This window comes from Pantoea sp. PvP021 (assembly GCF_054056055.1).
In genome coordinates, this window is the sequence record NZ_JBSRXX010000004.1 from 203,881 (window position 1) to 230,602 (window position 26,722).

Genomic DNA, 26,722 nt, shown 5'->3' on the forward strand with positions numbered 1-26,722 from the left:
GTAATCTTTCGGCTTTCACTGTAAGTTTTACACATGAATGCATATATTCTCTGGTAATCTTCTCACTACAGTGGATACGATGACAGGTGATCTTGTAATGAAGATGCCTGGAACCCGCTACATCTTAAAGGTCTGTGCTGCAGATGGAATAGTGTGGGATTAGCAGGCGATGCAAAGGGTCAGAGAATGTTGCTACTGTGAAAGTATAAAACTGAGCGGCAAAGCTTTTTATAATTTTTTCAAGCATTCGGCGCTCTCGAATCAGATAACACTAGGCCTTTGCTGAACGCTATTCAGGAGAGGATTGAGATTGACCTGCCAGAATGTACAAGTTGCAGTAAAATGCGTATTCTCTGATTCGTTTTTTCTAATCAGGTAGTGGCTGTCCACTGGCTCCTGAGAATTTTAATAACCTATTGCCCATTGTATCTGAGCTCCGCAAGTGCGCTTTGGTGGGTTAAACTCCGATAACACTTTATGGTTTCTATCGTTGCTCACAGCTGAGATGTCTGCTCATGGATAGCCAGTCTCTTAAGATCTGTATCAGAACGGAGCACGCATCAACTTAGTTTATCCAATGCTGTTGTACAGCGCCTCAGCGTTCTTTGTGTCATTTAAACCGGTTTCATAGCGCATTCGATCAGACTCTCTCAGACTGGATGGATTTCACTGGAAATGACCGGCATCGGGGTATTCTGACCTGTGAGATCTGGCCTGATCAGAACCGGCTGTAATGTCCCCGCGCGACACGAAAGCCTGTGCAGTATACGTTCCCTTTCGGCTGCTGATCATCTGAAGTAATCCCTGACGTGGTTTTGTGTCATGCCCGCCTTTCGCTTAACAAGCACCGCCTAGCTATAGTACAAAAAGCGAGGCATGCCGTATGTCAAAGAATTCGCTGACCGTATGTCTGTGACAACTCTGCGCATGCTGCAGATATGTCGCATATACTTAGCATTGCTTCAAAGACAATCTGGAATTCATGACCTGACTTAACTGCAGAGGCCCGGATAATGTTAAAACATAATTATATGCTACTCAATGAGCTCTGTTGTTAAGCGGGGAAAAACAGCTGCAAAAATGCGTTAAGCGGACACTGTAAAGTATATGGATTTATTTTTGGAACGTTTATTGAAATTCTTCAAACAGTGACTATCATTCAATTGTCACATCCTAATGCGCCTTATCTAGGAAGGGACGGTACTGCAATCATTGACGATAAACAGGCGCACCAGATTCGCGGTCCCGCTTCGGCGGGACTTTTTATGATAAGAATATGAACTTACGGTTCATTACTATTCTTTTTATGACAGGCGGGGCGGAACGAATACCTGCCTGCCATCAGCAACTGAATGGCTGAATATGTATGTTTGACTGTGATGACAAAGCAACGGAGGTCCGATACGTAAGGTAGGACATTCATTCGGGGCTTTGTCAGCAAAGGTGGCAGACAGGTCGCTGATAAGATGCAGGAGCTGGTGATGTGGATTTGCGCAAAAGCTGGAACAGGTGTGCGGCATTAGGCACCCCGACTCGATTAGATAGTGTTATCCGCCGTTAGCTTAATGGACAGAGTGCTGGTTCCTGAGACCAGAGGACGAGGTTAAAATCCTTGACGGCGGTCCATTCATTATAACTTCAGTTTGCTTTGGCAGAACTTCTCGTTTTTATTCTTTGCTGATCAGTACGGACTTACTCTGATATGAGATTTCTGCAGCGCATCGTTTCATGCTGGCAACAGTAATAAGTATCCACATAAGTTTGCGGACTTCTGGCGCAACATTAATGCATCTGCTGGAGAGTCTGCTCATAATCTTCAGTTCAGGTTGGTTTTTCTTAACCAGGTGCTCCAGAGAACCTGTCCGTCATGAGATCTGCTCTCAGATTGCCGGCTGTGAGTATCCGTGCAGAGCCTGATCTCTGGTACATGTCTGATAATACGGTGCGCAGCAGAAACGAAAAATGCTTTTGAGCAAACTATACGGGGCGGGATGTACCTATCATTCTGGCCAGCACACCCCGGATACATCAGGTTCTACGTAAAAGATCAGTTAAAGATCCTGCTGATGAAATCATGGGCACCCTTGCAAAACCATGAGCTGGATGCGCAACAATCCAGGGCCGTCCCCGGCATATGAATCCCTGTTGGGGAACATATCAACCTGTCTCTGTGCAGTCATATTGCTCGCGGCGACCTCAGCCGGAGCGCCTGCCCGCAGCAGCACGATGCGGGAGCAGGCGCGCGTCACCGGGCTCGTCGTATTCGCAAACCGCGTGCTAGTGGCGGGAACAGGGGGGAGCAGGGAAGAGCAGGAAAGATTATTACTCGTGCGGGAGACCGCGGTGTGGTTGTCGCAGAGTCCCGGGGAGGACAAGAACATAACGGTGCGATATAGGGACCGGGAGCGAGACACGAGAGGCTGGCCTGATACTGCCGACGACACTTACCGCGGTGGTCGTGCCGGTGGTTGTCAGCGTGTTGGCGTACGGGCAGAACCTGTATGCGATGTTCGTGAATATCCCTGTAACCGCAGGGATAGCTGGAGCCCATGCATTACAACCAGCTCCGCGGTGCCGGGGAAGCCGTCGCCACGGACGCAGCATGTCCGTGAACGTTGCAGCCGGCCTTGAGCACCGCATATACGGTACCCTCGGATGGAGGAATGCTGGACCTTTTCGCGACAAAGTCGATCACAAACGGTATGAACCTGAAAAGGGTTTTTTCGGGCGTTTGCCCTCGCGCTTAATTCGTAAGGAAGCCAATTAAACAACCTGATCGGTATGAACGCAGCCCTGTGCAATAACCTTCCCATCAAAGATATTGCTTACCCCCCCTGATAGTAAGAATACGTACTGCATTACTGGATTGCCTGGCATGTACATTACCGGTGTTAACCGGCTATACGAGAACGATTTCCGTGTTTCCCTGTGAGTGCCGCAGGTTATCGCTAAGCCTGTAAGCAGGCCTGCTCCTGCCTTATAAAAACGTGGCCGTTTTTCTGTGATGTGCTCAGCATGACCTGCCTGAACTGGGTAAAGGGCCCGTCCACACTGAGGAGAGCCTGAAAGTAACTCTGCCGGCTTTTACAAAAATGCAAAAAAAGCCCGGCAACGGCGGATTGTCACACGCCTCGCGTTACGCTATTCTTCAGCTGCTGCCGGGTGTTCCGGCAGCAGGGATTAGCAGCCCTTAATAAAGGTTCCCGCTTTTATCGGCGGGCTGCACGGCTGCGCCATTTTCAATGGCGGGTCGGGCAGGGGAGCGCTGTCCGGATGTCTTGCTGTCTTCCGGGCGCGTTCGCCAGAATGCCTTTATCTGGTCTGCTAACCCTGTTCGATTCGCCACCATGGAGCAACGCTATGTGTGAAATGTGTATTGAACAAGGGTTAGCTGCCGGACGAGAGACACATGACGTACAGCATCTGTACGCAGAAGCACCACCGCTTTCCGACTGGCACCGCGCAGACATTCTTGCCGCGGTAAAAAAGAAAGGCGGAACCATAGTGCAGCTCTCAACGGAAGCGGGTCTTGCGCCCGGCACCCTTTCCAACGTTTTTATCGCGCCCTGGCCCAGGGGCGAGCGGATAATTGCCCGTTTTATCGGTATCCCTGCCTGTCAGATCTGGCCCGAGCGCTACCGGCGACGGCGTCCACGCGTGGCACGTAAGCACCTTCAGAATGTTACCTCATCCGGTCCATAACCCCCGCACGCAATTCCTGAATAAGTATCTATAAATATCTGTTACGGGCCTGTATCAGGCCCGGCTTTGCCACCGGCTCATGATACGTCTGCTGCATCTGAACATCTTCTCTGGCACCAGTAGTACCGGTTGAAAATTGAGGGTGGCAGCTCTGAAAGAGAGCATATCCTCTGGCCTGATTCAGGTGTGACAGGTACTACTCAATGGAAGCAGGAGAATAATTTCTGCATGAAGAAAGCCGTACTCTGAAAGGCCGATAAAACCTCAGGCTTTTCTCCGGCCCGCACACAGAATGCACTGACTCCTTTATAAAAAATAAATGCCGCTTTGTGTCATCCGGTAGAATCTGCACCCCTCCTGTTCACAGAAAAGATGATGCCGGATTAAGCTAAGCAGCTACCGGACTCCCATAATTTTACTAAGATTAATCTGGGTGTGGATAACCCCCCCTTTTCATCAGATTTTCAATGGAGAAAACAATGGAACTTGTAAAAGAAATGGAACTGAACAGACGCGTCTCGTGGGGCAGCATCATTGCGGGCGTGGTAACGGTAATGGCAGTATCTCTGCTCCTGACTACGCTCGGAAGCAGCCTGGGTTTTTCACTGCTTTCACCTCAGTCTGACGATGTGATTAACGGTGCCGGCAAGGCCGTGATGATATGGTCAGTTATCTCCATAGTGCTGAGTCTTGCCGCCGGCGGTTTTGTCGCCGGCAGGCTGGCGGGTGCAGATGGAACCATCCACGGCTTTCTCTCATGGGCCACATCTTTACTGGTTGCTTCCGTACTGGGCTTCGCTGCCGCTGGGGGTATTCTGCACATGGCGGGTAACGCGGTTGGCGCAGCGGCATCTGTCACGGGCTCGACCCTGAGTGGGCTCGGCAGTGCAGCAGGCAAGGCTTCAGGCGCAACGGCAGATATCACTCAAAGTATGGCTGACAGGCTCGGACTCAACACTCAGCTAACGGCACCTCAGACAGACAGGCAGGTGCTGGAGGCTCTGCAAAAGAGCAATATCAAAGAACTCCAGCCGGAATTTCTGCAGTCCCAGCTTGAGGCTGCGGGAAGCGATATTGCAGCTTCCGTTAAAGACCTGGCCGTTAATCCGGGCAATAGCGACGCCATTATTGATGCACTGAGTGGTAAACTCAAATCGCGGGCAGAAACGGTCAGTAAAGGCGTGGACCGGGATGAAGTGAAAAAGGCGTTGACAGATAATACCAGCATGTCACCGGAAGAGGCGGGCAGAGCCGTTGATAACTTTATTCAGGCGCGTGATAAAACTGTTCGTGAGGTAAGCGACCGCATGGCTCAGCTCCAGAGTAACCTGAACGAAGCAAAGGCGCAGTACGCTGAATTTAAAAAGCAGGCCAAAGAGAAAGCAGACGAAGCCGCCAGTGCAGCGGCAAAAATTGCATTATGGTCGTTTATCGCTCTCCTTGCCGGGGCAGTTATCAGTGCGCTGGCAGGTTTGTTGGGGGTTAACACTCATCCTGCATACCGAAAAATCAGGGCCTGAAAGAAACCGGATGTGCTGAAAAACATCCGGGAAGCCTGGTAAGTATGTCCTGAGTGTGGATTGAATCAGGCATCTGCGAATAAAGAGGCCTGCGGAATTATCCGCAGGCCTCTTTATTCGCAGAAAATTCAATTGTTCCGGACGTGCTTGGGCATGCTGACAGGTCAGAAAAGACAGAACCTGACCCGCTGGCGGGTCAGTGCCTGAACCTCTGTCAGGAGTAATTTTGCGGGAGATTCACCGCCAGTGAGATAACACAACTCTGACGCAGACCCTGCGTTAACATGCTTGTTAATTGCGCTGATGGCCTGCATACGTGGCCGCATAAAGCAGGCGCATTTATCCCTGAGCACCCCCTGACAACTGTGTGGAAGATATACGCATTACTGTCACGCCCTGAATTGTCTGCTCAAATAACGACGAGTGTTTTCCGGGCTATCCTGTCCATCCTGCAGCAGCCAGCTCCTCCGAAGACTGAACTGCAGGCCGGTCCGGAGGTATAAGGCAAGGATATGAACGTGTAAACCCGCTGTGGCCGGGGAGGCCTGAAGCACCCGCCATCAGGAAAGGGGAGCTACCGGTTCTGAAGGGGGAAGCATCTTCTGCAGCTTTTAACCGACCCGTTTGTTTCATACTGAAAAACTGAAGCTCTTCCTCTGGCCGTTCAGGCCCGCGATCGCCCGGGCACCCAGAGCCTGGCGTATAAACAAACACTAAGCTGCCCGTGTCACAGCACGGCAGGTATGTCGTTAAACCGGAAGCTCTTCGGCTGAGGCAGGCTGCGTTTTCTCAGATATGACCTGTTAGCGGGCACAATAAGCTCTTGATTCGTAGATTTTCCCATAGCAGAAAACGATATGGACGAGATCTTCAGTATAAAACTGATAATTCATAAACAGCTTCTCAGATTTCACAACATCAGGTCCTTCACAGGCTGTTATCGTACTTTGTAGCGCCTCTGCTAAGTTCAGGAAAGAAATGGCAGTGGAAAGGCCGGTGCCATTCGCGATTACCTGACCGCGGATCAAATCAGGACAATTATCGAGCTGTAACGCGCTGACAATGTATTCATCACGATGGACCAGGATGACGATAATCGGAAGGGTGAGTTGACCTGCCTGTTTAACAATAATCGCCGCCTGCCAGTGACTGAAGAGCATCATCATTTTACGGCGTAACCACAAATCTGTGGTTCTGGAGAGCCAGTATCACACTAAGAGTTAGCAACGTTATCGCAACGGATAAATCAACGGAATAATTATGTCATACCCAAATACAAATCTTCATGGCTTAATTGGCTTTGCAAAAGCAGCAAACGTGACTGGTGGTCAGGGCGGCCCCGTTGTTTATGTGTCAACAGCGGAGCAGCTAAAAAGTGCAGTAGCAGGTTCAGATAGCAGGATTGTTGTCATCGCCCAATCTATTAGTGTGTCTCAGCTTACTAAATTACAACTGGGAAGTAATAAAAGCATTATAGGCTCATTCGAAGGGAATAATGTTCTGAAAAATATTCACTTCAGATCCCGGCTTAACTCTGGGAATATTATATTCCAGAATATCGTATTTCAGCATGACGAGTCGATTAATGGCAATGATGATATTCAGCTTTACCTCACTACCGGGAAAGGTTACTGGATAGATCACTGCTTATGGATCGGCCATTCATGGAGCAAAAACGATTCCAGCCTGGATAAGCTGATTTACATTGGTGAAAAAGCTGATTACGCAACAATCAGTAACTGTTATTTTAAAGACCATAAATATGGTTGCATTTTTGGTTATCCGGCTGAAAGCCATCAAGAATACGATGGCTATCCTCATCTGACTGTATGTCATAATTATTATCATAATATCCATGTTCGATCTCCCGGATTAATGCGCTATGGCTACTATCACGCATTTAATAACTGCGTCGAAAACTTTAACCTTAGCTTTACAATTATCTCGTATGCTAAGGTCGTTTCAGAAGCCAATTACTTTATTGGTGATAGCCCAAACGCAGGGTTAGATGATAAAGGTGAGGGGGCTACGTTCAGCGATTTTGGCAGCATCCCCGACATAAAGCCTGTTTTATCCGCTCCTTCAAATTGGACTCCGGGTTCAAATTATTCCTATAACCTGATGAGTGCCGATGAAGCAAGGCGGTGGACCTCAGCCAATGCCGGTGCTAAATATACGGAAAATGAATTTATTTTCCCGGTATAAAATAAGGACCGGGCTGTGTCCATTAATCGACTGAGCTATAGTAACCCCCTTTTTCCAGAACATATTGAACTATGGCTCGCGATGACCTTCCCGATGAAGCAAGGACGCTCATCCAGCCCTTACTGACTGTGAACCAGCAACACCACGTGCCCGACGTCCATGAGCAGACCATCTTAAAACTTACATGGCATGTTCTGGAGGCTGTGTTCTGGTGCCCCATGGCGCGGATTTACCGGAGCGATATGGGCCATGTAAAACGGTTTGTAGCCGCTTCAGCCGGTGGCTGAAGCCGGGAGTGATTAACATTATTTTCATCAGGGTACTTTCTGCACTTGATGCAAGTAGTCTCGTTGACTGGTCTGCCAGGGCACTGGATAGCAGTAATATTCGGGCGCTGATATATTCTGCCGGTACCAAAAAATCCCGATATCGCCGGAGATAACAGCCCGGGTCGCTCTGACGGTGGTTTTGGCATGCCTGACGACGGAAGCCGCCTCCCGTGAAACATTGTACTGAGTGCTGGATATGCCCACCAAAGTCAGTTCGCGTTACGCCTGATGGACTGTATTGGTATTCAGTGCCAGAACGGCAGAATACCAGCCAGTAGTCTCTCGATATTCAAATCAGAGCGCTCAAAGATCAGGCGTGAAAGCAAACCGAATCTTTACTGATATGGCATCAGGCAGCTCTGCTGAGCGAACAGGTCTTGATCTGGTACGTATGAAGCTGGAGTAAGGCGACGTCATTCTGGTGGAAAAACTTGACCGGCTTGGTCGCGACACCGCCGATATGATTCAACTGATCAAAGAGTTTGATACTCAGGGCGTGGCCGTCCGATCCATCGATGACGGGATGAGTACAGATGGTGATATGGGAAAATGGTGGTCACTATTCTGCCGGCTGTAGCTCAGGCCGAGCGGCGAAGAATACAGGAACGCACCAATGAGGGGGGGCGGTAAGAAGCAAAGCTTAAAGGCATCCGTTTAGGTCGCAGGCGATCCATCGACAGAAGCAGAGTTATCAAGCTTCACCATAAAGAGACTGGTGCAACAGATATCGCCCGTATAAAATTCTGGAAGAAGAGATGGCAGCATAGTGCCGGAAAGACATGATTCTGCCATCTCAGGGAATACGCCATTAACAGCATCAGGCTGATGTGGCGGCAATCTTAAGATTCAGCGTTTCACTGATGGTATCCACAAAGGGCTTAATACTTTCATCGTTACGATTTCTTCGTGCAACATTTATGCGGAAGTCATCAGTGATTGTGCCCGGCGTCCCTGTCACCAGCAGAACACGATCGCAGAGCATCACCGCCTCTTCAACATTATGTGTGACCAGTATCATCGCTTTTGTTTTGAATCTTCGCTGTTCCCATAGACTCATTAACTCCTGCTGCAATTTATGCGCCGTATAAATATCCAGCGCAGAGAAGGGTTCGTCAAGTAGCAACAATTCCGGTTCAACCGCCAGCGCACGGGCAAAACCGATGCGTTGCCGCATGCCGCCCGATAACTCTTTTGGCCACGCATCGGCGTAACCAGAAAGACCGATAAGGTCCATCATATCAACCGTACGGCGCTTAACCTCATTGACAGGCAGTCCCAGCGCCTGTAGGCCAAAAGCAATATTGCCAGACACCGTAAGCCAGGGAAAAAGGGCAAATGACTGGAATACCATACTGACGTCAGGGCACGGACCTGTTACAGGCAAATCGTTACACACCACTGATCCGGATGTCGGTTCTTCCAGACCAGCAATAATGCGCAACAGGGTGGATTTCCCCGAGCCGGATTTTCCCAGCAGCGCAACGACCTCAGTTTCGTGAACATCAAGATTGATATTTTCCAGAACCTGAAGTGTTCGCTGCTCCTTACGAAAGGATTTGGTGACATTTTTGATTTCTAAAATGGTGTGTAGATTTTCCATTATAAATTCTCTCTGAACGTATTTTTAAATTTTTCAGTCGAATCTGAACCGGGTTTCGGCATAGCGATATAGCGGCTGCCAGATAAAAATAATGCACAAAGCAACCATGAAGCACATGGCGATACAGCCCAGCGCCGCTTCAGGATTCTGGCCTGCATCCGTAGTGGCAGAGATAAACGCGCCCAGTCCTTCAGTCTTCAGGGTCATACTTCCCCAGTTAAGCATTTCAGCAGCAATAGCAGCATTCCACGCCCCTCCTGCGGCAGAAATAATACCGGTGACAAGATAGGGAAAAATGGCCGGAAGGATATATTTTGTCCACCACATTGCCCCTCCGGCGCGGAATATCCGGCTGACATCAGTCATCTGCCCTGGAATAACCGATGCTCCCGCAATCACGTTAAACAGCACATACCACTGCGTGCCCAGCATGATCAAAGGGATGGTCCAGGCATTCAGATCCTGATGCCAGGTCAGTAAAATCACCGCAATAACCGGATAAAAGACATTGGCCGGTATTGCAGCCATAACCTGAATAATGGGCTGGAAAAAGCGGACCAGATTTGGCCTCAGTCCGATCCAGACGCCGAGAGGCGTAAAAATAACGATGCTCAGTAACAACGCGGCAAAAACGCGGGCTGCAGTCAGCCCCATCCACGCAGGCAGATGCGGTAAGTACTGTAACGGCAGGTAAAACCATAGCCGATGACCGAAATACAGGCAGCTCACCACGACACAAAGATACCACAGACCTGACCACAGCCAGTTTAGTGTCGAAAGAGCTGCAAACAGGCGATCAAGTTTAAGGTGATACCAGACCTTTGGCAGTTCAAAAAGCCAGAGCTGACTGAAAAGTGAACAAATTTTACCGAGAAAATAACCAGTTGCCGAATGCGCCAGGCAGGAGTAAAACCAGGAGCCTGGCTTTTCACTACCGCTGGTATCTTCATATTTGAATCTGGCTGCATAGCGTACCAGCGGGCGGAACAGCAGTTGATCAAATAACACGATGTTAATTACCAGTGCGAGCACGCCCCACAACACAGCATGGACGTTCCCGCTGTCAATGGCACATCCAATCCATGCCCCGACGCCCGGTAAATTAAAGCTGCGGGTTCCGATAGTCAGCATTTCCGAAGCGATCAATGCAAACCAGGCCGCAGACTGGGAAACCATGGTATTCCACAGCAATCCCGGGAAAGAATAGAGAAAACCTAATCGCCAGAAGCGCTGCCAGGGGTTACAGCGAAATGCAGCACTGGCCTCTGTCAGCTCATCAGGCAGGACACATAACGACTGATAAAGTGTCAGCATCATATTCCATGCCTGGCCTGTAAATACCGCAAAAATCGCCAGCCCTTCCAGACCCATAACGCTGTGCGGGTAGAGACCGAGAAAGAAAGCCGTAGTAAAAGTTAAAAATCCGAGTAATGGAACAGATTCCATAAAATTAACGAATGGCAGAATCACTCTGCGCATTGCAGCAAATTTTGCGGCCAGCACGCCAAAAACAAGTGCAAAAAGCATTGAGAAAACTAAACCAATGCTTAACCTCATGGTCGTCCGCAACGTATAATAAGGTAGCTGTCTGTAATCAGTAGAAAGAATGGGGAGAGACTCACCGTTAAAGTATGCATGCATCCCTTGCCAGCCATAAATAAATGCAACGGATAGTATGCCAAAAATTAAGATAACAATCGCATCATTAACTGAAATTTTATTCCAGATAAATTTATTTTTCGTCATTTGCATAAATTAAATTCTCAGATAAAAATTATTCTGCTGACAGTTCACAAAAAGCATCCGGTAACATATAAATGCATACCGCACTTTTTGAAAAAACATGATGTGCTATAACGTCTTCCAGACAAAGTTATTCTTATAGCCTGACCCCGCGCAGGTGGGATCAGACATTTGTGCTGCAGGTTTCAGTCATTCATGGGAGGATGGTGTCAATTTGCGTTTTTATGGCATTCTGACGGTTCTTTATAAGCTTTTTAATCAGCACTGAAAACAGGTGCGGCTCATGTGATTTTATCATGGCGTCATCGCCTGTTGGTTCATGTAAAGCTGAATCGCAGGCAGATGAGTAATAAGTCATGTTCAATGCAGAAGGCAGGTATAACAGTTTGAAAAGCATAATTCACCCCGACACATCAATGTATCGATATAAAGATAATCACACCCTAAGGATGGGCATGGTGAGCTGATTATCTCTATCGAACGTGCGGAGGAGATAATCAGTTTTGAGCAGTAACTCCCGACGGAGGTTCATCGTTAAACATAAATATCCTCAAATTAATTAAGTAATAACCATTTTCAAAGTATCAGATAAAGATTAAACAACACATATACCGCTTACTTTCCCATAAAGCTGCAGTGCTATTAATTATTGAAAAGCCCTTTACAGGAAAGCTCCTTAACGTGAGTTTTCATCCCTCCGGGTGTCAGTTCCCAGGCACGTGTTCTGCGGCATTGTTATCCGCTTCTGCAATACCGTCATCGCAGTAGTAGAACAGGGCTTCCCACTGGTTAAGGGCATAAGCGAACGCCTCGCCTAACCGGAATTCTTTTAACAGAGTGGCGCTTTACTCCACCAGCCAGTCATGCAGGGATATCAGTAGCGGCTTATTCCGGGACTGACTTGCTGCCAGCCGCTCAGTAGCAGGGGGCCTCGTATGGATTTTTCGATTGCGCACAGCTCACCTGCACGTTTCAGGACTTACGCTGCTGCGGCCGTTTGAGTACTTATATTGACATCGTGTTTTTTCTGCGCGCGTGGTCTCAGCAATCCGCTTCGGTTAACGGACCTCCTTCACGTTCTGCGCTCAACAACCCATCGCAGCCCGCGAAGGGGTCCGCCTGAAGAACACGATTATCGTGCCGGAAATGTTAATGAGGAGGTTTTAACTGCCAGTCTGGCGAGAAGGTGAACCATGCCGCTGGCGGATCTGATAAATCGGCGCTTCTGTCATCACGGACATATGTCCAGATATGCGCGGTTTCGTCTTTTTCTGCCCGGTGCCAGTATCGGCACCGGAGTATCATCCGTATGCACTTTACAGGAGTCCATCACGTAGTGATAAAGGACCTCATCCAGCGGGGCCATTAACCGGCAACAGGCATCTACCCGGTTGCCGGTTATTGGCCCCATTCAGAACCACGCCCTGACGAGCAAAGATTTCGCACTGGCGATATAGCGGCAGGCGTTCGCAGGATTTAGCCGTTAACACGCGGGCCAGCAGACCCGGCCCGGCAATATCCCGATCGGTGGGCGTAATGGAGCAGACGCTTCAGGCGTAAAGTCGCATCGGGTGCAGGACTTTTTCATCTTTACCGTGAGAGTTATAAGCATAAAGACCTGGAATGCGTCTGGTTTCCTGGCCTGATATCAGGCCAGGAGCTGCGTCTGAGAACGTTTATTTAAAACAGACAACAATAGTGACAGAATGGAGCCATTTAAGTTCTTTGTCGTAAATCAGCCTGGTAGCCGCTTTGCAGGGTTAACAGGCATGTATATTTAGATATCTGTCAGAATGTGCTCCAGTCTGCAACAGGTTTACTGGCTGAAGGTGCAGCGTTTGCAGAAAGCAGAGCCGGTGCGCTTTTTCCTGCTTCCACCCCGCAAGCCCCCGTTCTGAACTTAGCTACAGTTGAAACCAGAGTGCGTACCTGTTCTTCCAGCACGGTCGTGGCAGAGTGAGAAGCCTGAACCAGCGTGGCATTCTTCTGTGTCATGCTGTCAATTTCTGTTACTGCCATACCAATCTGGCTGATGCCTTTGCTCTGTTCAGCAGACGCTGTAGCAATTTCCCCCATTAAGGTGGTGACGCCTGCAACATCACTGACAATTTTTCCGGTTGTCAGAGAAACCTGTTGCACCTTCTCCTGCCCCAGCCTGACATTGGCGTCCGATTCCGCTATCAGTCGTTCAATCTCGCGGGCTGACTGTGTTGTCCGCTGTGCAAGAGTACGTACCTCGTCAGCGACAACGGCAAATCCCCGGCCCAGTTCGCCTGCGCGGGCGGCTTCGACGGCTGCATTCAGGGCCAGAATATTGGTCTGAAAAGAAATGCCATTGATGACCGAGGTGATCTCACTTATAGCCGATGTACTCGAGCGGATATCCGCCATGTTTCTTACCACGTCCTCCATCGCCGTGCCGCATTCCGATGCAGTCAGTGAAGCGGCAGAGGCAGCATTACTTGCGACAGAAGCATTTTCAGCATTAAGCATCACGGTAGATGATAGTTCCTCCATACTGGCCGCAGTCTGTTCAAGCGCCGCAGCCTGCTGCTCGGTTCGGCTTGAAAGGCTGTGATTGCCGTCACTTATCTGTAGCGTGACGCGTTCAACCTCGCTCACGCCTGACATTATTTCACTGACCAGAACAATCAGGTTGCGCTGCATCTGTTCAAGATCCTGCAGCACACGTCCCACCTCATCATTTCGTTCAGGAGGAAAAGTTGAAGTCAGATCACCCGCGCCGATTGCTGCGGTAATCTGCCCCGCCCGCTTAAGCGGATTGATGAGAACGCGGCGAAGTACAAACATCACTGCCAGGCACGAAACTGTAAACAGCAGGGCAGAAAGTGCAACAATACCATAGGCCAGGTACGTATCTCGTTGTGCCTGCGAGGTAATGGCATCAGACTGCGCCTTGTCATAGGCAAGAATACGGTCAAGTGGCTCATTATAAGCCTCATCAGCCTTAATAACCTCGTTACCTGCGAGCGCAAGGAAAGTACGTACATCGTTTCGCTCAAGTGCCCTGAACATGCTCTCTACGCTACCCGAATAACTGGTGTATCGCTGTCTGAGTTCTGAAGCCAGTATCTGCTCATCGGCCGCCTTGGGTGCAGCCAGGTATTCCTCCATAAAATGCAGCGCTTTATCATATTTCTGGCGGGCAGTCTTCAGGGCAGCTTTCAGAGCCTGAGGATCCTGATTTTCTGCATGCTGCACCGCAGCAAGCAGAGAGGTGCGGGCGTACCGCATCCAGTTTGTGGTATCAGCCACGCCAAGTGTTGCTGATACCTGATAATTAAGCCGCTTTAACGATAATGAACTCTGGTAAAGATACCGTGCACTTAGTACGGAAGAGGCCAGGAAAACAGTAAACAAAAACAGTCCCGATACAACCAGAACCGTGGACAGTCGGGTATTTTTTAACATGTTTAAACTCCTTGAGGTCATTCTTATCTCATCGGATAAAAGGATTAAAATCTGCAACCTGAGTGTGCTTTTATCCGTTACATAACTCTGTACCTCCTGATCCGTACCAGACTTCGGCCCCAGTCTTGAGGCTGAGCCCCAAGCCTTTAACGGTTAATAGATGGCGTCAGAAATGCTGCTCAGGGCATTCGGGCGGCTTCATGAGTAAAAGCAGGCTGCTCTTCAGTGTTCAGGGTGGGGTCACATAGCCCAGGCTAAGTTGATTACTCAGTATGGTAAGTGGCGGATAAATAACGCCGCGGGTTGATACGTAATATTCGAAAAAATAGGGCCCGTGTGCACTGAAACCGGCCGGCAGCGGACGCTGTCCGGCCATGGATGGCAGAGATAAGCACCGGCCTTTACAGCAGATCCGGGCGATGAACCCGACCGGAGCAGGCCGGCTGGTGACGACTTTCCATGAAATCCATGCCGGTTTTGCCCGGGCAGGGATAGATGAAGCCGGACTGACTGGCTTACCTGTTACCACCATTTTTCCGAGTGTAAGCGTGCCGCCAGCGCTTTCGCTACTCCACGAACCACTACCCGCTGACGCCAGAGCAGAATACATCAGTATAAGGAACAGCCCGGCCCTCATCATGATTTGCTGCCAATGATCCAGGTCATTCGAACGTTACGCTGGGTATTGAGTTCCTGACTGGAAATCACACCCAGCTGCGGGAACTGGCGACGCAGGTAACGCGACAGCATCAGACGGAGCGAAGGATTGACCAGCAACACCGGCGGAGCACCAAGCGATTCCTGATGTAAAAGAGCCTGCTCTGTCTGTTTCATCAGGTTTTCTGCAATGCCGGGTTCAATGGCGCTGCCACTCTGCGTCGCCTGTACCAGAAGCTGCTCAAGCGCAAGGTCAAGCCCGATAACCTGAATGTCGCCTTCACCCGGAAACCACTGCTGAGTAATCGCACGTGACAGACGTATCCTGACGCGGCTCGTGAGTTCATCCGGATCGCTGGTGGATGAGGCAAATTCTGCCAGCGTATCAATAATGGTACGCATATCACGGATAGACACGCGCTCTGCAAGCAGGTTCTGAAGCACCTTGTGTAAAAGCGTCAGACTGATAATCTCAGGGATCAAATCTTCAACAAGCTTAGGAGAATGTTTTGTAAGCTGATCCAGCAGCTGTTGCGCTTCATGCCGGCCAAAAAGCTCTTCCGTATGGGTTGCAATCATATGGTTAAGGTGAGTGGCAACAACTGAGCTCGGATCAACCACCGTATAGCCCAGATTCTGTGCTGTTTCACGCTGGACTTCATCGATCCAGAGGGCCGGCAGTCCGAATGTAGGTTCGGTACAGGCCACACCCGGCAGGTCGCCCTCGGCACAGCCGGGATCTATCGCCATAAGCCGATCTGGCTGAATATCACCCTGACCAATTTCAACGCCTTTCAGCAGAATACGGTAGCGTGTGGGTGGCAAATCCAGATTGTCACGGATATGTACTGCCGGCGGCAGAAAGCCCATTGTCTGTGCAAATTTTTTGCGAATACCCCGGACGCGAGTCAGAAGTTGCCCCTGCTGTGCCTGATCAACCAGCGGAATAAGACGGTATCCCACCTCCAGACCCAGCTCATCCTCAATCTGAACATCAGACCATGTGGCATCACTGGCGGCAGGTATACTGTTGTCCATCACATTCTCATCCTGTGCGCCCGGACGTGTTGCGCCTGACGTTCTGCCCATCGTATCGCGCCCGCGTTGCCACCAGGCCAGACCAAGCAGCAGCGCTGTAAAAAGCAGAAAAACAAAGTTAGGCATGCCAGGGATAAGCCCCAGCAGGCCAATCACCCCGGCTGCAAGCACCAGAACCTGAGGGGAAGAGAACAGCTGGTCAACCATCTGGTCACCCACATTCTGCTCATTCACCACGCGCGTCACCACCACACCCGCTGCGGTTGAAATCACAAGACCCGGGATCTGTGCAACAAGTCCGTCACCGATAGTCAGAAGCGTATAGGTTTCTCCTGCCATAGCGGCAGACATGTCATGCTGCACGACACCGATAACCAGACCGCCGATAACGTTTATAGCCATAATAAGCAGGCCGGCAATGGCATCGCCACGGACAAATTTACTGGCGCCGTCCATCGAACCGTAAAAGTCAGCTTCCTGTGTTACTTCTTTGCGGCGGCGTTTGGCCTCATCTTCGCCAATCAGACCAGCATTAAGATCGGCATCAATAGCCATCTGCTTGCCCGGCATACCATCCAGCGTAAACCGTGCGCCCACCTCAGCAATACGGCCGGCGCCTTTGGTTATCACCATGAAGTTAATGATGATCAGAATGATGAAAACAATAATACCAATTGCAAAATTGCCGCCTACAAGGAAATGGCCAAAAGCTTCAACAACATGACCTGCTGCATCGGCTCCTGTATGACCATGCATAAGGATCACGCGCGTCGAAGCGACGTTCAGGGCCAGCCTCAGCAGGGTCGAAAACAGTAACACTGTCGGGAAGGCTGAAAACTCAAGGGTGTTTTTAGTAAACATTGATACAAGCAATATCATGATCGACATCACGATATTGAATGTAAATAACAGATCCAGCACAAACGCAGGCAGAGGCAGGATCATCATTGCAAGGATGGTCATTATAAGAACGGGCCCGGCCATGACCTGCCACTGTGTCTGCCTTAGGCCGGGTAATCGCAGTTTCTTAGCGAGACTCGTCATTACTTTATACTCTCATGTAAAAAATCCAGCGCTGCCGGAACAGGCAGCTTCTTGGGAACAGGAGGACGCTGACCCAGTCCTTTGCGCCAGCGGCGCAGTCCATAGACCCATGCAAGAACCTCAGCAACAGCACTGTAAAGTTCGGTCGGCACCTGTTCGCCTGGTTTACAGTGGCGATACAGAGCCCGCGCAAGCGGCGGGGCGTCAAGCATTGGCACCCGGTGTTCTCCGGCCAGCTCACGAATGCGAAAGGCCAGATGTCCGCTACCGCTGGCCACCACCACAGGGGCTCCCATACTGCCTTCCCGGTACTTCAGTGCCACAGAAAAATGGGTCGGGTTATTTACCACCACATCCGCATCGGGTACGTCTGCCATCATGCGTTGCTGTGCCATCTGGCGCTGGATCTGACGCACACGTCCCTTGAGCTGCGGATCGCCTTCCTGATTTTTAAACTCATTTTTTACTTCCTGAAGACTCATCCGCATCTTTTTCAGGTTGCTCCAGATTTGATAGAACACGTCATACCCCACCATCGGCACCAGCGACAAAATCACAACAATCATGCAGCCTGTAAGCAGTTCGCTCATATCTGCGAGTGCCACCCCAAGAGGCTCAAATATCAGCCCCGTAAACGCTGTCCGGTGATGCAGTAAAAAGAGAATGCATCCTGTTGAGGCCAGCACGACTTTGAATATGGCTTTTACCATTTCAGAAACAACCTGGGCTGAGAACAGGCGCTTCAGACCGCTCAGTGGGTTGAGCTTTTTTAGATTGGGTTTAATCGCCTTTGTGGCGAGATTGAGCCCCCCGATAGCTGTAGGGGCAAAAATGGCCGTAATAAAAAGTCCTCCTGCAAAGGGCACTATCGCCAGAAAAGCGCTACCCGCCAGAGACGCCGCCTGTCGCAACATGTAATGCGGGTCCTGCACCTGAAGGCGGTCAAAAACCAGGCCATTGCGCAGTATTTCCAGCATCTCTCTCATCAGATGCCCTCCGGCAATCATGATTAACCCCCAGCCTGCCAGCAGCATAATAAGTGTGGTCAGCTCACGTGATCGGGGAACCTGACCTTCTTCCCGGGCTTTCTGTTTTCGGTGGGGGGTGGGGTCTTCTGTTTTTTCGTTATCGCTTTCCTGAGACATAACGGCTATTCAGGGCATCAGAAGCCCAGCGACTCCAGTAAATCGTCAACCTGTTCCTGCGATGCGGCAATGCCTTCTGCGGTAGCATCAATCTGCGGACCATTTTTTAGTCCATTGTCCTCGGGCACCTGATGAGTCTCTGTCTCTCCCATGCTTTCGACCAGCACACTGATAAGCTCTCTTTCTACTGTCTCAATGACCTGCATAAGGTTCTGCAGAACCTGTCCGGTGAGGTCCTGAAAGTCCTGAGCCATCATGATCTCTGTAAGCTGCGCGTTGGTCTGACGGGCTATATCAGGAACATGCTGCAGGTAACTGCGAGTATCCCTGACCAGTTCCCGGGCTTCTTTAAGCTCCACAGGTGAGTCAAACCAGGCGTCCCATCTGACCGTCAATTCTTTGGCTGAAGTACTCAGCTTTTCCTGCAGGGGACGTGCCGCCTCAACACTGGTCAGTGCACGGTCAGCAGCCTGTGAGGTTTTGCCCACCACATAGTTGAGGCGATCGCGTGTGTTTGGGATCGCATCAGCCACTTCCATGATGGCCTGCTCAAGTCCAAGGTTAGCCATGCTGTTTCTCAGCAGCCGTGTTAGCTGGCCGATGCGCAGAAACAGATCGCGAGTGTTGGTGCCCGGGCTCTGCTGTGTACTCATGGCTCGATTCCCATTTTCTCAAAAATTTTGCCGAGTTTTTCCTCCAGCGTGGCGGCAGTAAACGGCTTGACGATATAACCACTTGCACCGGCCTGAGCGGCGGCAATAATGTTTTCACGTTTTGCTTCAGCAGTGACCATCAGCACCGGCATCGCTTTCATATTGGGATCACGGCGGATGGTCTGAAGCAGAGCAAGGCCATCCAGATTAGGCATGTTCCAGTCGGTAATGACAAAATCAAACTGACCAGCCTGCAATTTATTCAGGGCCTCCAGCCCGTCTTCGGCTTCTTCAAAATGACAGTAGCCAATTTCCTGCAAAAGGTTACGGACAATGCGTCGCATAGTGGCAAAGTCGTCCACCACCAGAAAACGCAGATTTTTATTTGCCATGATATTTACTCTTTTAAGTCCTGTGATCGGTCTTTACGAAAATCGAAACTGTCAAGCAGACGCTGACAGATGTTTCTCAGGTGTACGGACTCCTGTGCGGCATCCAGCGCCAGGGCTTCCCGCGGCATGCCAAACACCACGCAGCTCTCCTGACTCTGGGCTAACGTCCAGGCTCCTGCCTGGCGAAGCGATAACAAGCCACGGGCACCATCGCTGCCCATGCCGGTAAGCAGGGCAGCGCTGGCCTGCTTACCGGCATGGCGCGCAACAGACTCAAATAATACGTCCACGGAAGGACGATGCCGGTTCACGTGTGGTGCGTCTGTGAGCCTGACGATGTAACCGCTCCTGTGTCGTTCAACTTCCAGATGCCGGTCACCTGGCGCAATCAGTGCCTGCCCGGGGATCACTTCCTCACCATCTTCTGCTTCTTTCACATGAATACGGCATAACGTATCCAGACGCTGGGAAAACGAGCGCGTAAAGCCAGGCGGCATATGCTGTGCGATCACAATCCCGGGGCAGGTTACAGGCATCGGCATTAATACTTCGCGTAGTGCTTCGGTCCCCCCCGTTGAAGCACCAATAGCAATGATATTTCTCTGCGATGAGCACAAAGGTGACCGGGCCGTTCGTGCTGATGTCCGGGGACGCTGCCCTGAAAGGCGGGCTTTTGAGGCCGTGCGGATTTTCTCTGAGACCTGCAGCGCCCAGTCATCCAGCTCACCCGAAGCAAGCAGATCGGGTTTAGGCAGAAAATCCACAGCACCCCGTTCAAGCGCCGTCAGCGTTGCCTCAGACCCCTGTGTGGTCACAGACGAAATCATTACCACCGGCATAGGCCGCAGACGCATCAGACGTGCAAGGAACTCAATGCCGTCCATGCGTGGCATATCAATATCCAGCGTCAGAACATCCGGATTAAATTTCTTGATGAGCTCCCGTGCAATAAGTGGATCGGAAGCGGTTGCAACCATCTCCATATCAGGCTGGCGGTTTACAATGGCGCTCAGCAGATTACGTATTAATGCGGAATCGTCGACTGAAATAACGCGGATCCTTTTCACCGTTTTTTCTCCGCCACTTTATAAACTGACTGCCCCAGCAACCTGAAAGGAATATCAGGATGAAGAAAATGCTCCGAATGCCCCACAAACAGCAATCCGCCAGGCTTCAGCAGACGTGCAAAGCGCCTGAGCAATGTCAGCTGGGTAGCAGCGTCAAAATAAATCATGACGTTACGACAGAAAATGGCGTCAAAAGGATCCGGGACAGACCAGGTTGCATCCAGCAGGTTGACCTGCTGATAATGAATGCTGTTCAGCAACTCAGGTTTTGCCCTGGCGAAATCCCGGTTTTCACCGGAACCACGCAAAAAATACCGGCGCTTTTGCTCATCCGTTAATGTCCTGAGATCGGCAAGCCGGTAGATGCCCTGCTGTGCCTTTGTAAGTACGCTGGTATCAATATCAGAAGCCCAGATCCGGGGACCTGCCACAGAAGACCCGATTGCCTCGTTAAGCGTTATGGCAATAGAGCACGGCTCTTCACCGGTCGAGGCCGCTGTACACCAGACCCGGTAACCCGAAGCGCGCTGTCGGGCGTGATCGGCAAGCACGGGAAAATGATACGCTTCGCGAAAAAAAGACGTCAGATTCGTAGTCAGTGCATTTATGAAAACCTGCCATTCCGGCTGTTCAGGCTGAGACTCCAGTAGCGCGGCATACTCTCCAAACGAATTCAGAGAAAGCTCCTGAACACGCCGGGCGAGACGATTAAAAATCATCTCGCGTTTTTGGGCATTAATGACAATGCCTGCCCGCTGATAAATGAGTTTTGCAAATCGCTGTAACTCAGCATCACTCAGCGTAAGTTTATGTCTTGATAAGCGCGCAGCTTTGGCGTTAATTTCATTCATAAAAAGAAGGCGACCTTAAACCGGCGTATTCATAATTTCCTGATAAGCGCTAATCATCTTATTTCTTACCTGCATGCCAAAGCTGAAAGATACGGATGATTTCTGCATGGCAAGCATGACATCATTGAGACCAATGTCGCTTTCACCAGACATCCATTGCTGGCTAAGATTTTTTGCATCGACCTGCAGCTTGTTTATCTCACTGATACTGTTGAGTAAAGAATCAGAAAATGAAATGCCCTGGACGGGATTTGTTTCTTTCTTCTGGGTGTAGCCCGATACTTGCTGTACCTGACTCTGCATCTGATCAAGTACACCGCGCATAATAGTTGCTGACATGTTCAACTTCCTGAATGAATAAAAAAAATACCTGTCCATCTTTTAAACACCGACAGCTTATCACGTGCTCAAATACCTCAGAAATCCAATAAGCTGACACAAGTTCGAGCTTATTTATCCTTAAAAATACGCCAGGCCGGATAATAATAAGCCCCTGAAAAATCCCAATTGAATTCGAATTCCTCGATATCGGCTGGCGCAAATGCGCTTTCTGACACGCACTGTGGTGCGTGATATTTCTTACAGGATCACGGCATGAGTGCCACATTGAATGAATTAAAGAATCATCCATCAGAGCGTATTAAATCCTTGCTGGCACAGTTACGTGCCAGCCCGGGACTGTTACTGATTATCTGCTTCTCTGCCGCGTTGTCGGTTGTTATTGCATTAGTATTTTGGTCCAGAGAACCGGACTATCGCGTACTTTTCAGCAATATATCCGATGAGGATGGCGGAGCAATTGTTGAACAGCTGACTCAGCTTAACGTGCCTTACCGTGTTGATGCTCAGGGCGGGGTCATCATGGTACCGCAGACGCAGGTGCACGAAGTACGAATGAAACTGGCACAGCAGGGGTTGCCAAAGGGAGGAGAAGTCGGCTTTGAACTACTCGATCAGGAAAAATTCGGCATCAGCCAGTTCGGTGAACAGGTGAACTATCAGCGTGCGCTGGAAGGTGAACTTGCACGCACCATAGAAAACCTGGGACCTGTACGACGGGCCCGCGTGCATCTGGCAGTCCCGAAACCCAGCATGTTTGTACGTGAGCAGAAAGAACCCACAGCGTCAGTTAACGTTACGCTGATTAACGGGCGCTCGCTGGAGGATGCACAGGTGACAGCCATTACTCATCTCATCTCCAGTGCAGTAACCGGATTGTCAGCTGAGAATGTCACACTTGTGGACCAGCGGGGGACGCTCCTGACACAGCAGGGGCAGGCAGGCCTGCAGACATCACAGCTTAAGTACACCAGTGAAATCGAGCAGGATTATCAGGAACGTATCCAGCGCATTCTTGCTCCACTTGTGGGCGAGCGCAATATTCGTGCACAGGTTACCGCAAAGCTTGATTTTACTCAGCTTGAACAGACGCTGGAGCAGTATCAGCCCAATGCCGATCCACAAAAAATGGCGATCCGCAGCCGGCAGGCGAGCATGACCGAGCAGGGTAATGGTGCCCGTGCCTCAGGTGTGCCCGGCGCGCTGAGCAACCAGCCTCCTCAGCCATCAGCTACCCAGGTAGTCCGGCCGGCAACAAAGACGGGAGGGGGTACGCGTGCAAAAAGCGACACGGCACAGTCGTCAGCGGACGATGCCGCGATCACCAGTGCACAGCCTGTACGGCCTTATAACAATCGAAGCGATGAAACTACAAACTTTGAGGTCGACAGAACGCTGACTCACACCCGTGCGGCGGCAGGTCGTATCGAGCGTCTGTCAGTGGCCGTGGTAATCAATCACCTGCCAAAAGAAGGAGCAGCCAAGGCAGAGCCCATAGCAGATGCAGAGCTGGAAAAAATCAGGGACCTTGTTAAAGAAGCAGTGGGTTTTGAGGCTGCACGTGGTGACAGCGTAAATGTCCTGAACTCGCCCTTTAACGGTGTAACTGAGGAACCAGAAATCCCGCTGTGGGAAAACGAGAATTTCCTCAGCCTGCTGGTGTCCTTTGCCCGATATCTGGCTATCGCGATTATCACATGGGTAATGTGGCGCAAGCTGGTCCAGCCTGCATGGGTCGGATATCAGGAAACCAGCCTTCGTAAAATGGAAATGGAAAAAGAGGCGCGTGATGAAGAACTGGCAGCCAAAAAGCGGGCCGCTGACGCCGAAAATCGCGCCCGTGCACAGAAACGCGAAGATACTGCTATCAACAGTCAGCAGCTGCGCGAGCTTGCTGAAAAAGAGCCCCGCGTCATTGCGCTGGTTATCCGTCAGTGGATGAATAAGGAACACAAATCATGAATGCCTCTGAGAAAAGCGCAATTGTCATGCTGACGCTGGGGGATGAGCTCGCAGCTGAAGTGTTCAGGCACCTCAATGCACATGAGGTCAAGCAGATAAGTGCGGCCATGGTAAACACAGCCGGCTTTACACACGATCAGATGGCGGTGGTATTGCAGGACTTTCAGAAAGATTCGAGTGAATACGCTGCACTCAGCCTCAATACAAATGACTATCTGCGTACTGTGCTGGTTAAAGCGCTGGGTGAAGATCGCGCTTCTTCACTGCTTGAAGACCTGCTGGACAGCCATCAGGGCACAAACGGTATCGAAACGCTTAATTTCATGGATCCACAGTCAGTGTTTGACCTGATACGTGAAGAACATCCACAGATCATTGCCACGATACTGGTTCACCTGAAGCGTAATCTTGCGGCTGATGTGCTGGGCAAATTTGAGGACCGTGAGCGCAATGACATTATGCTTCGAATCGCTACATTTGGCGGTGTACAGCCTGCTGCGCTGCAGGAACTGACAGAAGTACTCAATAACCTCCTGCATGGCCAGAATCTCAAGCGCAGCAAGATGGGCGGGGTACGGCCGGCGGCAGAAATCCTTAACCTGATGAAGTCCCATCAGGAAGAACAGGTCATTAACACCGTTCGGGAGTTTGATCAGGAGCTTGCTCAGAAAATCATCGACGAAATGTTCCTGTTTGAAAATCTGGTGGATGTGGAAGACCGCAGTATCCAGCGCCTGCTTCAGGAAGTGGAGTCTGAAACCCTTCTCATCGCTCTGAAGGGTGCCAACGAGGCGCTGCGTGAAAAATTCTTCTTCAACATGTCAAGGCGTCAGGCGGCGCTCATGGCAGAAGATCTTGCATCGCGCGGGCCGGTAAGACTTTCGCAGGTTGAGGCTGAACAGAAAACCATTCTTAACATTGTGCGCAGGCTTGCAGAAACGGGTGAGATCCTGATCGGGAGCAGCGATGATGCCTACATTTGATGATATCCACGCAGCTCAGTGGCAGCCCTGGCAGCCGGTTAATCTGCTCAGTGATGAGCCAGCCGAAACTAAGACGCCACTGCCGTCCATCAGTGAGCACTCTGATGAGCAGTTCAGAGCGGAACTTGCCCGCCTGCGAAAACAGGCTGAAGAGAAAGGTTTCAGTGAAGGGCGCGCAAAGGGTGAAGAGACTGGACGAAGCCTTGGGTATGAAGCAGGACTTGCCGAAGGACGCGAGACAGGAAGAGCGCAGGCCCAGGCCGAAGCACATCAGGCTCAGCTCGCTGTTCTGCAGCAGGCTGAACAGGTTATTCAGGAGTTCAGGTCCGGTATGGAAAGTCTTGAAAGTCTGATCCCCTCTCGGCTGGTTCAGCTTGCGCTGAGCGCAGTGAAGCAGCTCTATGGCACACAGAATATTGCCGACAATGCTGCCCTGATGGATCAGATACGCCTGCTTATTAAGCAGGACGGCCTCCTGCACGGCAGTGTAAAACTTTTTGTCAGCCCCCTGATGCACGAAAGCGTCAGTGAAGCACTGGGAAATGTACTCAGTAAAGCTGGCTGGATACTGCATACGGATGAAAATATGGCCCCCGGGGGATGCCGCGTCATTTCCGATGACGCAGAATATGATGCAAGCTTTGAAACCCGCTGGAAGGCACTGTGTCAGTGCGCGCAGGAGGAGCTCGGTTCATGAGTGTGCAACTCAGAAAGTGGCTGTCAAAGCTCGACATCGTTGATTCCAAGATCCAGCAGTTACCCGCATTCCGTCAGTACGGAAAGCTTACCCGTGCGACAGGTCTTGTTATGGAAGCGGTCGGCCTGAAACTGCCGATCGGGGCACTCTGTATTATTGAGCGTGAGACCACTCAGGGCATTGTGCCGGTTGAAAGCGAGGTTGTCGGCTTTCAGGGACAAACTCTTTTTCTTATGCCGCTTGAGCATGTCGATGGTATCCAGCCCGGTGCGCGCATTTACGCCTTCAGTGCTGACCATGGGGCAGAGAAAGCACTTCCGGTAGGACCTCAGTTGCTTGGTCGCGTGCTCGACGCACAGGGACGACCGCTGGACGGTTTTCCGCTGCCTCCGGCAGAAAAGACAGGGCTTTTTACGCCTGTGCTTAATCCCCTGCACCGTGATCCTATCAGAAACGTACTTGATGTCGGCGTTAGGGCCATCAATGGCCTGCTAACGGTAGGTCGCGGTCAGCGTATGGGCCTTTTTGCTGGTTCCGGCGTTGGTAAAAGTGTGCTGCTTGGCATGATGGCCCGTTATACCAGCGCAGATGTGATTGTTGTAGGGCTGATTGGTGAGCGCGGGCGAGAGGTCAAAGATTTTATTGAGAATATTCTTGGTGAGAATGGGGGCAAACGCGCTGTGGTGGTTGCCGCACCAGCTGATGTTTCCCCGGTTCTGCGTATGCAGGGGGCCGTATATGCCACCCGTATCGCAGAGGATTTCCGGGACCGGGGCCTCAATGTCCTTCTGATAATGGACTCATTAACCCGCTTTGCTATGGCACAGCGTGAGGTGTCACTGGCTATCGGTGAGCCCCCTGCCACAAAAGGCTATCCGCCTTCTGTTTTTGCCCGCCTGCCTGCGCTGGTTGAGCGCACCGGAAACGGCCTGCCAGGTGGTGGCTCAATTACCGCTTTTTATACGGTGCTGACTGAAGGTGATGACCAGCAGGATCCGGTAGCGGACTCGGCTCGTGCAATTCTTGACGGGCACATCGTATTGTCGCGCCGGCTGGCGGAAGCCGGCCACTATCCGGCTATTGATATAGAAGCTTCAATCAGTCGCGCCATGACAGAGCTTATTTCTCACGAACAATACCGGCGCGTACAGCGCTTCAAACAGATGCTGTCAGCTTATCAGCGAAACCGGGATCTGGTCAGCGTGGGTGCATACGTTCCGGGCAGCGATCCGTTACTTGATCAGGCAATCCGTCTGTACCCTGCGCTGGAAGCCTTTCTTCATCAGCCTGTACATGAAAGCTGCGGTTATGACGATGCAGTTACTGCCCTGACCAGTCTGATAGACGCAGAGAGCCGCTGACG

19 protein-coding genes, 1 tRNA gene and 3 pseudogenes are annotated in these 26,722 nt (G+C 50.8%); 10 read left to right on the plus strand and 13 right to left on the minus strand.

Annotation, left to right across the window (positions count from 1 at the left end; all coding sequences use genetic code 11):
• Positions 1 to 1,551: 1,551 nt before the first annotated feature.
• The 3 genes from ACVKSX_RS14015 to ACVKSX_RS14025 all read left to right on the plus strand — a co-directional run bounded on the left by ACVKSX_RS14015 (position 1,552) and on the right by ACVKSX_RS14025 (position 5,222).
• Positions 1,552 to 1,626, plus strand: a tRNA-Gln gene (locus ACVKSX_RS14015).
• A gap of 1,734 nt (positions 1,627 to 3,360) precedes the next feature.
• Complete coding sequence (locus ACVKSX_RS14020) at positions 3,361 to 3,702, plus strand: helix-turn-helix domain-containing protein (RefSeq protein ID WP_307378516.1); 342 nt, start codon at positions 3,361 to 3,363, stop codon at positions 3,700 to 3,702.
• A gap of 479 nt (positions 3,703 to 4,181) precedes the next feature.
• Positions 4,182 to 5,222, plus strand: coding sequence for a CAP-Gly protein (locus ACVKSX_RS14025; protein WP_163762621.1), 1,041 nt, complete (start codon positions 4,182 to 4,184; stop codon positions 5,220 to 5,222).
• Positions 5,223 to 6,025: 803 nt separating this feature from the next.
• On the opposite strand, the gene ACVKSX_RS14030 is transcribed toward ACVKSX_RS14025, so the two are convergent.
• Positions 6,026 to 6,406, minus strand: coding sequence for a hypothetical protein (locus ACVKSX_RS14030; RefSeq protein WP_163762622.1), 381 nt, complete (start codon positions 6,404 to 6,406; stop codon positions 6,026 to 6,028).
• Positions 6,407 to 6,482: 76 nt separating this feature from the next.
• Here ACVKSX_RS14030 and ACVKSX_RS14035 point away from each other — a divergent pair, with 76 nt between their 5' ends.
• From ACVKSX_RS14035 to ACVKSX_RS14045, 3 genes and pseudogenes are all read left to right on the plus strand, one after another.
• Positions 6,483 to 7,427: a pectate lyase family protein gene (locus tag ACVKSX_RS14035; protein WP_163762623.1), complete on the plus strand. Its 945-nt coding sequence runs from the start codon at positions 6,483 to 6,485 to the stop codon at positions 7,425 to 7,427.
• A 71-nt stretch (positions 7,428 to 7,498) separates the two neighbouring features.
• Positions 7,499 to 8,017, plus strand: a pseudogene (locus ACVKSX_RS14040) (transposase); the annotation flags it as partial.
• A 26-nt stretch (positions 8,018 to 8,043) separates the two neighbouring features.
• Positions 8,044 to 8,539 (plus strand): annotated as a pseudogene (locus ACVKSX_RS14045) (recombinase family protein).
• 34 nt (positions 8,540 to 8,573) lie between these two features.
• Here the strand turns inward: ACVKSX_RS14045 and ACVKSX_RS14050 are convergent.
• The 12 genes and pseudogenes from ACVKSX_RS14050 to fliE form a co-directional block, all read right to left on the minus strand.
• The gene (locus ACVKSX_RS14050; RefSeq protein WP_307378511.1) at positions 8,574 to 9,356 is read right to left on the minus strand and encodes an ABC transporter ATP-binding protein; all 783 of its coding nucleotides are present in this window, start codon (positions 9,354 to 9,356) and stop codon (positions 8,574 to 8,576) included.
• 33 nt (positions 9,357 to 9,389) lie between these two features.
• Complete coding sequence (locus ACVKSX_RS14055) at positions 9,390 to 11,108, minus strand: ABC transporter permease (RefSeq protein WP_307378508.1); 1,719 nt, start codon at positions 11,106 to 11,108, stop codon at positions 9,390 to 9,392.
• Positions 11,109 to 11,821: 713 nt separating this feature from the next.
• Positions 11,822 to 12,696, minus strand: a pseudogene (tnpC, locus tag ACVKSX_RS14060) (IS66 family transposase); the annotation flags it as partial.
• Between the two features lie 191 nt (positions 12,697 to 12,887).
• Positions 12,888 to 14,531: a methyl-accepting chemotaxis protein gene (locus tag ACVKSX_RS14065; protein ID WP_163762626.1), complete on the minus strand. Its 1,644-nt coding sequence runs from the start codon at positions 14,529 to 14,531 to the stop codon at positions 12,888 to 12,890.
• Positions 14,532 to 14,760: 229 nt separating this feature from the next.
• Positions 14,761 to 15,171, minus strand: a complete 411-nt coding sequence (locus ACVKSX_RS14070; protein ID WP_132499823.1) for a flagellar protein FlhE — start codon at positions 15,169 to 15,171, stop codon at positions 14,761 to 14,763.
• Positions 15,168 to 17,270 carry a flagellar biosynthesis protein FlhA gene (flhA, locus tag ACVKSX_RS14075; protein WP_163762627.1) on the minus strand — a complete coding sequence of 701 codons (2,103 nt, stop codon included), beginning with the start codon at positions 17,268 to 17,270 and terminating at the stop codon, positions 15,168 to 15,170. Before flhA ends, ACVKSX_RS14070 begins: the two co-directional genes overlap by 4 nt.
• Positions 17,270 to 18,415: a flagellar biosynthesis protein FlhB gene (gene flhB / locus ACVKSX_RS14080; RefSeq protein WP_354439150.1), complete on the minus strand. Its 1,146-nt coding sequence runs from the start codon at positions 18,413 to 18,415 to the stop codon at positions 17,270 to 17,272. Before flhB ends, flhA begins: the two co-directional genes overlap by 1 nt.
• 17 nt (positions 18,416 to 18,432) lie before the next feature.
• The gene (cheZ, locus tag ACVKSX_RS14085; protein WP_132499826.1) at positions 18,433 to 19,068 is read right to left on the minus strand and encodes a protein phosphatase CheZ; all 636 of its coding nucleotides are present in this window, start codon (positions 19,066 to 19,068) and stop codon (positions 18,433 to 18,435) included.
• Positions 19,065 to 19,460: a chemotaxis response regulator CheY gene (cheY, locus tag ACVKSX_RS14090; protein ID WP_132499827.1), complete on the minus strand. Its 396-nt coding sequence runs from the start codon at positions 19,458 to 19,460 to the stop codon at positions 19,065 to 19,067. Before cheY ends, cheZ begins: the two co-directional genes overlap by 4 nt.
• A gap of 5 nt (positions 19,461 to 19,465) precedes the next feature.
• A complete protein-coding gene (locus ACVKSX_RS14095; protein WP_163762628.1) occupies positions 19,466 to 20,527 on the minus strand; it encodes a protein-glutamate methylesterase/protein-glutamine glutaminase in 1,062 nt (353 codons plus the stop codon).
• A complete protein-coding gene (locus tag ACVKSX_RS14100) occupies positions 20,524 to 21,378 on the minus strand; it encodes a CheR family methyltransferase (RefSeq protein ID WP_163762629.1) in 855 nt (284 codons plus the stop codon). The genes ACVKSX_RS14095 and ACVKSX_RS14100 overlap by 4 nt, the downstream gene beginning before the upstream one ends.
• Positions 21,379 to 21,393: 15 nt before the next feature.
• Positions 21,394 to 21,717, minus strand: coding sequence for a flagellar hook-basal body complex protein FliE (gene fliE / locus ACVKSX_RS14105; protein WP_132499830.1), 324 nt, complete (start codon positions 21,715 to 21,717; stop codon positions 21,394 to 21,396).
• Positions 21,718 to 21,972: 255 nt separating this feature from the next.
• On the opposite strand from fliE, the gene fliF reads away from it, so the two are divergent.
• From fliF to fliI, 4 genes are read left to right on the plus strand one after another with little or no spacing between them, the layout of a single operon-like run.
• A complete protein-coding gene (gene fliF, locus ACVKSX_RS14110; RefSeq protein WP_132499831.1) occupies positions 21,973 to 23,679 on the plus strand; it encodes a flagellar basal-body MS-ring/collar protein FliF in 1,707 nt (568 codons plus the stop codon).
• Entirely contained in the window at positions 23,676 to 24,662 is a 987-nt protein-coding gene (gene fliG / locus ACVKSX_RS14115) for a flagellar motor switch protein FliG (protein ID WP_132499832.1), read from the plus strand. Before fliF ends, fliG begins: the two co-directional genes overlap by 4 nt.
• Positions 24,646 to 25,359, plus strand: coding sequence for a flagellar assembly protein FliH (locus ACVKSX_RS14120; RefSeq protein ID WP_242459357.1), 714 nt, complete (start codon positions 24,646 to 24,648; stop codon positions 25,357 to 25,359). Before fliG ends, ACVKSX_RS14120 begins: the two co-directional genes overlap by 17 nt.
• On the plus strand, positions 25,356 to 26,720 hold the full coding sequence (gene fliI / locus ACVKSX_RS14125; protein WP_163762631.1) for a flagellar protein export ATPase FliI: 1,365 nt from the start codon (positions 25,356 to 25,358) through the stop codon (positions 26,718 to 26,720). Before ACVKSX_RS14120 ends, fliI begins: the two co-directional genes overlap by 4 nt.
• Positions 26,721 to 26,722: the final 2 nt, after the last annotated feature.